Consider the following 10,698-nt stretch of genomic DNA (forward strand, 5'->3'; position numbering starts at 1 on the left):
CAGCATAACGGAGACGGCAAAAACCCCCTCCCGGTGTGGGAAGGGGCCGAACTTTCCTCTCTGGGCGCTCGGTATTTATGCGCTCAGTCGTGGGCCGCCACCGAGCCGTCCACCCCCGCACCCGTGTAGGCGCGGTACTGCATGGCCTCGAAGTTCTCGTCGTCCTCGGGGCGGCGCTTGCCCAGCATGGTGCCGATGGCGGCGAGGGCAAACCCGGCGGGAATGCTGACGATGCCGGGGTTTTCCAGCGGGAAAATCGCCTGGGCCTGAATGGGGTGCCGGGCCTTGGTCTTTTCGGGCGGGTCGATGCCCATGATGTTGGGGCTGACGGCAATCAGCGCCAGCGTGACGATCAGGCCGCCCATGATGCCCCACACCGCGCCCGTGGCGTTGAAGCGCCGCCAGAACAGCGTGAACAGAATGACCGGGAGGTTGGCACTCGACGCGATGGCAAACGCCAGGGCCACCAGGAAAGCCACGTTCTGGTCTTTGGCGAGCAGGCCCAGGATGATGGAGATGACGCCGACCGCGATGGTCGCCATCCGCGCCACCTTGAACTGCTCCTGCTCGCTGACGGTGCCGCCGCGCATCACGCCGTTGTAGATGTCGTGGGTGAAGGACGTGCTGGCGCTGATGGTCAGGCCCGCGACCACCGCCAGAATGGTGGCGAAGGCGACGGCGACCACGAAGGCGAGGAACAGTTCACCCGTGAACGTTCCCACCCCGCCGAGTGCCTGGGCCAGCAGCGGCGCGGCCATGTTGCCTGCGGCGTTGGCCTCGATGATTTTGTCCTTGCCGACCAGCACGTTGGCGGCGTTGCCCATGAAAGCGGTCATGACGTAAAAGCCGCCGATCAGCCACATCGCCACGACCACGCTCTTGCGGGCGTCCTGGGCGGTGGGCACGGTGAAAAAGCGGGTCAGGATGTGCGGCAGACCAGCGGTGCCCAGCACCAGCGCGAGGCAGAGCGAAATCAGGTCGATGGGGTTTTTGAATTTGGCACCGGGCACCAGGAATTCCTGGCCGTTGACGCGGGCGGCTTCGCCCAGCAGGTTGCTGAACGAGAAGCCGAACTTGGCGAGAATCAGCACCGTCATCACGATGGTGGCGAACATCAGCAGCATGGCCTTGACGATTTGCACCCAGGTCGTCGCCAGCATGCCGCCGACCACGACGTAGACGATCATCAGCGCCCCGACCAGCGGAATGGCGAGCGTCGGGCTGATGGCCCCGCCCGAGAGCAGCGAAATCAGGCTGCCCGCGCCCACCACCTGGGCAATCATGTAGAAGGTCGAAACGACAATGGTCGAAAAGGCCGCGTAGAAGCGCACCTTCTGGTCTTTGAGGCGGTAGACCAGCATGTCGGCCAGGGTGTATTTGCCCAGGTTCCGCAGCGGCTCGGCCACGATGAACAGCACCGTCAGGTAGGCGATGAACCACGCCACCGAGTACATGAAGCCGTCGTAGCCGTTCAGCGCAATCAGGCCCGTGATGCCCAAGAAGGACGCCGCCGACATGTAGTCCCCGGCGATGGCAATGCCGTTCTGGGTGGCGGTGATTTTGCCCCCGGCGACATAGAAATCCCCGGCAGAAGTGTTGCGCCCCGAGGCCCAGAAGGTAATCCCCAGGGTCAGCAGGACGATGATGGCCGCCATCAGAAAGGTCATTGCTGGGCCTCCAGTGCCAAACGGTCGAAGGTGCGGGCGCGGGCCACATAGATCTGCGCCATGACCCACCCCATGATGAATTCGAGGAACGCCAGCACGTAGCCGAAATTGACGTTGCCGAACACCTTGGTCGCCATCAGCGGCTTGTTGAACCCGGCCAGCAGCGGCAGCAGGAAAAACAGCACCATGAACGCGATGGTCATGCTGATCATGAAACTGTTCTTCTGGCGCATCAGCTCGCGGTAGGCCGCGTTGCGCGGGGGTGAAGGATGCGGAACCGTCATAGAGAAAGCCTCCTCTGCCAGGGAAAGAAGCGGAGCGGGAACGCGGCGCAGACCTAACGCGTGGCCATGCAGCGGTACCCGACGAGCGGAATTGTCCTGAACAAAGAGAAGCTTAGGTTTCTCATGCGGCAAATTCAATGAACCGAGTGTAAAAACGTTGTTCCCAGGTTTGGAACAAGCACGCGCCTCTCCAGCGTTTTCGCGCAAAAGACCCTGGACGCCGCCTGATACGACGCCTTGGGGCGTCCGCTTCACGGGCAGAGAGTTCTCAATCTGTCTAGGCCAGTCTGGAGGCTTGGAGCGGCGCTGAGCGTTACCTGTCCGTTTCCGGCAGCTTTCGCAGCACGCCCAGAATCAGCAGCGCCCCGAGCACCGAGAGCACCGCGCCCATCAGGAAGGCCGCGCCGGGAAAATCGGAGCGCAGGCCATAGGCGAAGACGCTGGTCGCCAGCAGCGGCCCGAGCACGCCGACCAGACTGTTGAGGCTGGTGATGGCCCCCATGACCCGGCCCTGCTCGGTTTCGGAAACCTGCCGCGAAATCATTCCTTGCAGCGCGGGTTGCGCCAGCCCCCCCAGCGCCCCCACCACCAGCGAGGCGTAGAGCATGGGCGTACTGCGGGCCACGCTCAGCACCAGAAATTCACCGATGGACGCCACCAGTCCGGTCATGATGGTGCGCCGCTCTCCGAATCTGGCGATGAAAGGCCCAATCAGCCCGGCCTGCACCGCCGCCGTCAGCACGCCGAAAAAGGCCAGCGCCACGCCGTTTTGGGCTGGCGTCCAGCGCAGCACGCCCTCGGTGTACAGCACCCAGGTGCTCATGATGACCTGCCCCGCCAGCCCCAGCAGCACGAAGGTGGCGGTCAGGCTCCGCAGGATGGGATACTCGGTCAGCGCCCGCAGCGGGGTAAAGGGATTGAGGTTCTCGCGCTTGAGGTTTTGCCCCCGTGCCGAGGCAGGCAGCGACTCGGGCAGCACCAGCAGGCCATACACGAAGTTCAGCGCCGTCAGGCAGGCCGCCACCAGGAAGGGCGTCCGCAGGCCGTGTTCGCCCAGCCACCCGCCCAGGGCTGGCCCCAGGATGAAGCCCAGGCCGAAGGTCGCCCCCAGCAGCCCGAAGTTCTTGGCGCGTTCCTCGGGGGCGGTCACGTCGGCGATGTAGGCGTTGGCGACGGTCAGGCTGGCCCCGGTGATTCCGGCGATCAGGCGGCCCACCAGCAGCCACCACAGATTCGGCGCGAAGAACAGCACGAGGTAGTCGAGCGCCATGCCCAGCAGCGCCAGCAGCAGCACGGGCCGCCGCCCGTAGCGGTCGCTCAGCGCCCCCAGAATCGGCGCGAACACGAACTGCATGACCGCGTAAGCCGAAGTCAACACGCCGATAAACTGCGCCCCAGCCGTCTCCGACCCCGCCAGCTGTTTGACCAGCCCCGGCAACACCGGAATGATGAGGCCGATGCCCATGATGTCGATCAGGGCCGTAATCAGAATAAAAATCAGGGCGGCGGGTCGGCGACTCATCAGGGCACTCAGTGTAGAGGGCGTGGGAGAAGGGAGCGTCAGCCGCCCAGCCTGTCAGGCCAAAGCACGCAGGAGTACCCGCCCCAGCACGTCGCCGCGCTCCACCCGTGCGTGGGCCTGCGCGGCGTCTTCCAGAGCGAATTCGCCGCCGACCTTGACCCGTAAGCTGCCTGCTGCCACCAGTTCGAAGGCCCGCGCTGCCGCCTGCTCAATGACCTCCGGGCGACCCTGCCGGTGGTGTCCGCTGCTGTAGCCCACCACGGCTTTGCTCTGGCGGTGCAGCGGTTTGGACGCCAGCCGCGCCTCCTGCCCACTCGCGTGACCGTAGAGCACCAGCCGCCCGAAAGGAGCGAGCACGCCCAAGCCGCGCTCCGTCGTCTCGCCACCGACCGAATCCAGAATCACGTCTACCCCGCGCCCGTCCGTCACGGCCCGAACCCGCTCGGCAAAGTCGGCCTGGCGGCGGTCCACCACCTCGTCGGCGTCCAGACCGCGCACGAAATCAGCCCGCTGCGGGCCACTGACCACCCCGATGACCCTGGCCGCGCCCGCCAGCCGCGCCAGTTGCACGGCGAGGTGCCCGACCCCGCCCGCCGCCGCGTGAATCAGCACGTCTTCGCCCTCCCGCACACGCCCGGCGTGGTGGACGATGTTGTAGGCCGTCACCAGCGCGGTCAGGCTGGCCGCCGCCTCCCGGGGCACGCCTGCCGAGACTGGAAAGCAGAGGTGGGCGGGGGCCACGATGTCCTCGGCGTAGCTGCCCCCCAGCGGAAAACAGGCGACCCGTTGCCCGACTTCCAAACCCCGAACACCCTCATCCAGCGCCGTGATGACCCCCAGTGCATCCAGGCCGGGAATGAACGGCGGCGTCCCCGCCTTGTCGCCCCTGCCCTGCCGGGCCAGCACATCGGCGTAATTGACGCTGGTGCAGTCCAGCGCGAGTCGCACCTGCCCGGCCAGCGGAAAGGGCTGAGTCTCTGGCCTGCTTCGCCAGCGCAGCACCTCGGGGCCACCGAACCTTTCCACATAGACGGCGTAGGACACGCACCCAGCTTAGCGGCCCCACCGCCCTATCCTGACGGCATGAGCGGCCTCTACGACTCCCACACCCACACGCCCCTGTGCGGGCACGCCAGCGGCACGCCCCGCGAGTACGCCCAGGCCGCGCTGGACGCCGGACTGGATGGCCTCTGCTTTACCGACCACATGCCCATGCCGCGCTGGTACGACGCGCCCTGGCGGATGCGGCTGGAGCAGTTGCCGGACTACATAGCCGAGATTCAGGCCGTGCAACAGGAGTTTGCCGGGCGGCTAGAAGTGCGGCTGGGCCTGGAAGCCGACTTCCACCCCGGCACCGAGCGGTTTGTGGAACAGGTACTCGAAATGCACGACTGGGACTATGTCATCGGCAGCATTCACTACCTCGGCGCATGGGGCTTCGACAATCCGGAATTCGTGGACGAGTACGAGGCCCGCGACCTGGGGCAGCTTTACCGCGACTATTACGCGCTGGCGGTGGGCGCGGCAAAGTCTGGTCTGTTCGACTCGATTGGGCATCTGGATTTGCCCAAGAAGTTCGGGCACCGCGATCCGGAAGGTTACGCCGCGCTAGACGCACTGGACGCGGTGGCGGCGGCGGGGCTGGCGCTGGATTTCAACACGGCAGGCTGGCGCAAGCCTGTAGCCGAGGCGTACCCGGCCCCCGACCTCGTGCGGGCCGCCACCGAGCGCGGCATTCCCTTCGTGCTGGGCAGCGACGCGCACAAACCGGAAGAAGTCGGGCACCGTTTCACCGACGCCGTGAAGGAAATCCGGGATGTGGGCGGAAAAGTGGTGACCTATAGGGGAAGGAAACGGCATGGCTGAGAGGCGAACCGAAACCGCGCAAGAACGCTATGGCCGACTCGCCCGCGAACTGGGCGGGTATGTCCACCCCTGGCAGCGCACGCTGAGCGGCCCCGACCCCGAACTGACCTTCGACCTGCTGCTTTCCGACCTGCTGACGCCACAAACGCGGGTGCTGGAAGCGGGTTGCGGGCACGGGCCGGATGCGGCGCGTTTCGGGCCAGTCGCCGCCCGCTGGGCCGCCTACGATTTCTCACCGGAATTGCTGGAGCTGGCCCGCCGCACTGCACCGAACGCCGATTTCTACCTTTGGAATGGCAAAACGGACATCCCCGCTGACCTGAATGGCCCCTTCGATCTGATCGTGTCGCGGCGCGGGCCGACCTCGGTGATTCTGCGACTGCCCGAACTGGCCGCGCCCGACGCCCGCTTTCTGTACGTGGGGCCGCGCCTGCACGTGCCGCAGGTGCCCGAACGGTTGCAGGTGGTGGGCTGGGAAATACTGGGCGAGTGGCAGGCCTCGGTGCTGGCCCATGCGCCCACCTGGGCCGACTGGCAAACCCGCTGCGAGTGGATGCAAGAAGAAGCCCGGCAAAGTGACTGGGACGCGCAGGCAGGCGCACAGGGGATGCCTTACCGCGAGGAGCGGTATGTGGTGCTGGCCCGTAGACTGCCCACATGACCGCGCCCCTCCCCTCCCGCAAACTCGTCGTTCGCGCCCTGGAACGTACCGCCGACCTGCTCGACATTCTGGGCGAGGAGGAATTCAAGTCGAGGGCCTACCGGGGCGCAGCCCGCAGCCTGGAAACGCTGCCAGAGGAAACGCCCGAACTGCTCGCCAGGGACTTCGCCGGGATCCCCCGCGTAGGCAAGGGCATCGCCGCCGAACTGAGCGAGTTTGCCCGCACGGGCACGTTTGCCCCGCTGGAGGCGGCCGCCGCGCAGCTTCCGCCCGGCCTGCTGGAACTGCTGGAAGTGCGCGGGCTGGGGCCGAAGAAAATCCGTGCGCTATGGCAGGCGGGCATAGATTCGCTCGAACGACTGCGCGAGGCGGGCGAGAGCGGCGAACTCGCGGCGCAAAAAGGCTTCGGCGCCAAAAGTGCGGCGACGATTCTGGAGAACGTGGCCTTCATTTTCGAGGCGCGGCAGTGGCACCTGCTCTCGACCGGTTGGAACGTGGCCGACGCCCTGACTGGGGCGCTGACCGACCTTGACCCTCGCCTCTCCGGTGACGTGCGACGCGGCCTGGAAACGGTGCGCGGCGTGCGGGTCACGGTCACGGGCAGCGCCGAGGACGTGCAGCGGCGACTGCCGGAACTGCGTCAGGTCGAGGAAAAGCCCGTCCTGGCGGGCGAACTCGACGGCGTGCCGCTGGAAGTCGCCTATGCCAGCGCCGACACACGCGGGGCACTCGACCTGCTGCTGACTGGAAGTGCGGAATACGTCGAACACCTGCGGGCAGCGGCGTCACACAAGGGCCTCGACCTGACCGAACAGGGACTGAAACGCGGGGGCGACAGCATTTCCACCCCCAGCGAGGAGGACGTGTACCGCGAACTGGGTCTGCCCCCCCGCCCCGCCGAGTACCGCGAAGCCGAGCACGACGACCTGTGGCAGACCCTGCCCTCTCCCGATGAACTGGTCACGGTGCCGAGTCTGCGCGGGATGATTCACACCCACTCCACCTGGTCGGACGGTCAGGCCAGCATCGCGGAAATGGCACAGGAAGCGCTGCGGCTGGGACACGAATTTCTGGGCACCGCCGACCATTCCCGCGCCGCGCACTACGCGGGCGGCCTGAGCATCGAGCGCTTGCAGGCGCAACTCAAAGAAGTACGCGAGTTGCAGCGGGCGGGGCTGCCGCTGGTAGCAGGCACCGAGGTGGACATTCTGGAAGACGGGTCGCTGGACTACCCCGACGACGTGCTGGCCGAACTGGATTACGTGGTGGCGAGTGTCCACAGCGGCTTTACGCTGGACAGCGCCCGGCAGACCGAACGCTTGGTGCGGGCCGTGTCTCATCCGCTGGTGACGGTGCTGGGCCACCCCACCGGACGCCTGCTGCTGCGCCGTCCTGGGTACGCCCTCGACCTGGACGCTGTGCTGGGTGCCTGCGAAGCGGCGGGAACGGTGGTCGAAATCAATGCCAATCCTGCACGCCTCGACCTCGACTGGCGCTGGGTGCTGCGCTGGCGCGAGCGCCTGACCTGGGCCATCAACACCGACGCCCACGTTCCCGCCGGGCTGCGGGACACGCGCTACGGAGTGGCAGTCGCCCGCAAAGCCGGGCTGACACCGGAACGGGTGGTCAACACGCTGGGGCGCGAGGCGTTCCTGCACTTCGTCGAGCGGCAGCGGGCCGGGCGCTAGGAGCCGCGCCGAAAGAGGAGGACAGGCCTAAGGAGGTCGAAGTTCATCTTGAGCTGAACCGAGCGAAGCAAGACCCCGAAAAAGGGCCGTCGAACCTAACATTTCGCATTTTTGGAACAGGACCGAAAACGCTCCGTTCCCGGTTCAACCTCCTTAAGACGGCTTCAGCCTATCCTCATGCAATGGCGCTGTAAGGCAGAATTGGCTAAGGTGAACCCCATAAGCCCCATGGGCTAGACAGAATCCACACCACGGGTTCGAGAAGAGGTTTGCCCTGACTCCACTTTCACACATCCCCCATCTGGAATTCCTGCTTGCCCAGGCGGGTGTCGAGCCGAATACGCCGCCGAGCGCCGAGCAGTGGCCGGTGCTGCTTGAGCTTTTCGAGCAGGCGCTGAGCACCTACCGGGAACAGGCTGAACAAGACCTGTGGCTCCAGCAGCCGGTGTTCGTGCTGGCCGAGGACGAAACGGTGGTGCACTGGAACAGTGCCTGCACCAAATGGCTGGGCCACGCCCGCGCCGAGGTGGAAGGCCAGCCGATTCAGCAGGTGCTGTCGTCGGCCCTCGAAGGGCTGCGGCTTCAGGGGGTTCTGGCGCAAGCCTGGCAGGGCGAACCCTTACAGTCCGTGACCCTCTCGCTGTGTAGCCGCGACAAGCAGACCATCCTGGGCACTTTCGCCATCGCACCCACACATGGCCCGACCATGCACCTGACCTTCACCCTCATCAGCGGCACCGCACAGCAGGGCACCGACCGCCAAGCCTTTTACGAGTCGCTGCTGTCGGCGCTTCCCGCACCGCTGGCGATTTTCGACCCGCAAAAACGCTACGTGTTTTGCAACCCGGCGGCCATCTCCAATCCCGAAATCCGCGAGTGGGTCATCGGCAAGGACGACATCGAGTACACCGAGTACCGGGGGCTGCCGAAGTCGCTGGCCGAGCGCCGCCATAGCCATTTCGACCTCGCGGTGCGCGAACGCGGCACAGTGCAGTTTGAAGAGCAGCTCACCGACCCGCAGGGCGAGGCGGTCTACCAGCTCCGCACCTACACGCCCGTGTTCGACGAGCAGGGCGAACTCGCGCTGTGTATCGGGCACGGCATGAACGTGACCGAACTGCGCCGAACCCAAAACGCCCTGCACGAACTCAATGACGACCTGGAGGAACGGGTTCAGGCCCGCACCCGTGAACTGGAAGAACTCAGCCTTCAGCTTCAGCACGACGCCCTGCACGACAGCCTGACCGGACTGCCCAACCGGGCGCTGTTCAGTGACCGACTTTCTCAGGCCATCGCCCGGGCACGCCAGCCCGGAGCGGGGCAATATGCCGTGCTTTTTCTGGATGCCGACCGGTTCAAGGGCATCAACGACACGCTGGGCCATCCCACTGGAGACGCCCTCCTCATTGAGATGGGGCAGCGCCTCGCCGGTTGCCTGCGCTCCACCGACACGGTGGCCCGGCTGGGCGGCGACGAATTCACCGTGCTGCTCGAACCGCTGATGTATCCCGAACATGCCACCAACGTGGCCCAGCGGATACAGGAGGCGCTGCGCCGCCCCATGCAACTCGGCGGGCAAAGCGTGTCCATCTCGGCGAGTATCGGCATCGTGCTGGGCAGCGGCGACTACGATACGGCGATGGCCGTGCTGCGCGACGCCGATATCGCCATGTACCGCGCCAAGGACGCCGGACGCGCCGGGTATCAGGTGTTCACGGCGCAGATGCGGGAACACACCCTGCATATCAACCGCATGGAAAGCGAGTTGCGCCGGGCGCTGGCGGGACAGGAACTGCGGGCCATGTACCAGCCGGTGCTGAACCTCCAGACCGGCTACATCAGCGGCTTCGAGGCCTTGGTGCGCTGGCAGCACCCCGAGCGCGGCCTGCTCGACGCGGGCGAGTTCGTGCCCATCGCGCAGGACATCGGCCTGCTGCCCGACATCGACCGCTGGATGTTGCGCCGCGCCTGTCAGGAATTGCAGGCCTGGACCGACCGCTACCCCAACGAGCCGCAGCTCTCGCTGAACGTCAACTTCTGCGGGCAACATCTGGACGACCCCCAGGTCTGCGAGTTCGTGCGCGACGTGCTCGAAACTACCGGCCTAGATCCGGCCCGCCTGAACATCGAAATCACCGAAGGCACCCTGCTTTCCCACGCGGGGACGGTGCGCCAGACCATCGAAGACCTGCGGGCGCTGGGTGTGGGGCTGCACCTCGACGACTTCGGAACCGGGTATTCCTCCCTCAGTTACCTCCAGCTCTACCCCCTCGACGCCCTCAAGATTGACCGCTCCTTCGTGCAGGGCATGCTGGAAAACCAGAGCAGCGCCGAACTGGTCCGTACCATCATCGCTATGGCGAAAAACATGAATCTGCGGGTGGTCGCCGAGGGCATCGAGCAACCTGGCCACCTCCAGGCGCTCCAGGCGCTCGGTTGCGACCGGGGTCAGGGCTACCTGTTCTCGCACCCCCTTTCCATTCAGGAAGCGCGGGCGCTGGTGGTGCAGGGTCAGCACTTCCTGCGCGAAAGCTGGGGCTTCGGCGACGAAAGCTGACTCTGGCCTCCACAGACAGAGCAAACAGAATGAAAAAGCCGTCTATGACGCGAGGACTTTCGTCAGGACGGCCTCTTTGTTGTCAGGCCAAAGGACAGAGCGCCACAATCCTTACACCTACAGCCTCATATTTAATTTATACATCAGATATACATTAAGGTACTTTTCTTCGTAAGTGAAAGCGTTTTCCAGACTTCATCAGCCGCATAAATGGCAATTCGTGATTCCTGACGTCACCCTGAGTCATGTTCTGACAGAGAAATGGGAGGGGTCATGGGGTGACCAAGACGGCCTTCGACCAGAGAACCCGCGCCACAACGGGCGCTGTGCCCCTGGAAAGCCTCCAGCGAGTGCCGTGACATTTAGGAATGGGCGCTGTAAAGGGACAGAGAGGGGGGGCTCGGTACCTTGGGGTCACTTCAGGCCACGGTCCACACCGTGAGACTCACTTCA

General features: G+C 65.3%; 8 protein-coding genes. 4 read left to right on the forward strand and 4 right to left on the reverse strand.

The genetic code is table 11. From position 1 onward, the window contains the following. Positions 1–83: 83 nt before the first annotated feature. The 4 genes from Q4C89_RS10010 to Q4C89_RS10025 all read right to left on the reverse strand — a co-directional run bounded on the left by Q4C89_RS10010 (position 84) and on the right by Q4C89_RS10025 (position 4,517). Positions 84–1,667: a cation acetate symporter gene (locus tag Q4C89_RS10010; RefSeq protein ID WP_303102465.1), complete on the reverse strand. Its 1,584-nt coding sequence runs from the start codon at positions 1,665–1,667 to the stop codon at positions 84–86. Then, entirely contained in the window at positions 1,664–1,951 is a 288-nt protein-coding gene (locus Q4C89_RS10015) for a DUF485 domain-containing protein (protein ID WP_303102466.1), read from the reverse strand. Before Q4C89_RS10015 ends, Q4C89_RS10010 begins: the two co-directional genes overlap by 4 nt. A gap of 313 nt (positions 1,952–2,264) precedes the next feature. Beyond that, on the reverse strand, positions 2,265–3,473 hold the full coding sequence (locus Q4C89_RS10020) for a TCR/Tet family MFS transporter (RefSeq protein WP_303102467.1): 1,209 nt from the start codon (positions 3,471–3,473) through the stop codon (positions 2,265–2,267). A 54-nt stretch (positions 3,474–3,527) separates the two neighbouring features. Next, positions 3,528–4,517 carry a zinc-binding dehydrogenase gene (locus Q4C89_RS10025; protein ID WP_303102468.1) on the reverse strand — a complete coding sequence of 330 codons (990 nt, stop codon included), beginning with the start codon at positions 4,515–4,517 and terminating at the stop codon, positions 3,528–3,530. 39 nt (positions 4,518–4,556) lie between these two features. Between Q4C89_RS10025 and hisJ the strand changes: the two genes are divergently transcribed. From hisJ to Q4C89_RS10045, 4 genes are all read left to right on the forward strand, one after another. Continuing rightward, positions 4,557–5,339 carry a histidinol-phosphatase HisJ gene (hisJ, locus tag Q4C89_RS10030; RefSeq protein WP_303102469.1) on the forward strand — a complete coding sequence of 261 codons (783 nt, stop codon included), beginning with the start codon at positions 4,557–4,559 and terminating at the stop codon, positions 5,337–5,339. Further along, the gene (locus tag Q4C89_RS10035; RefSeq protein WP_303102470.1) at positions 5,332–6,000 is read left to right on the forward strand and encodes a bifunctional 2-polyprenyl-6-hydroxyphenol methylase/3-demethylubiquinol 3-O-methyltransferase UbiG; all 669 of its coding nucleotides are present in this window, start codon (positions 5,332–5,334) and stop codon (positions 5,998–6,000) included. The genes hisJ and Q4C89_RS10035 overlap by 8 nt, the downstream gene beginning before the upstream one ends. Beyond that, positions 5,997–7,688 (forward strand): DNA polymerase/3'-5' exonuclease PolX, encoded by a 1,692-nt coding sequence (locus Q4C89_RS10040; RefSeq protein ID WP_303102471.1) that lies wholly within the window; start codon positions 5,997–5,999, stop codon positions 7,686–7,688. The genes Q4C89_RS10035 and Q4C89_RS10040 overlap by 4 nt, the downstream gene beginning before the upstream one ends. 367 nt (positions 7,689–8,055) lie before the next feature. Next, positions 8,056–10,245 (forward strand): bifunctional diguanylate cyclase/phosphodiesterase, encoded by a 2,190-nt coding sequence (locus tag Q4C89_RS10045; protein ID WP_303102472.1) that lies wholly within the window; start codon positions 8,056–8,058, stop codon positions 10,243–10,245. Positions 10,246–10,698 lie beyond the last annotated feature (453 nt).

The sequence above is a fragment of the Deinococcus sp. genome, from assembly GCF_030523985.1.
GTDB lineage: Bacteria > Deinococcota > Deinococci > Deinococcales > Deinococcaceae > Deinococcus.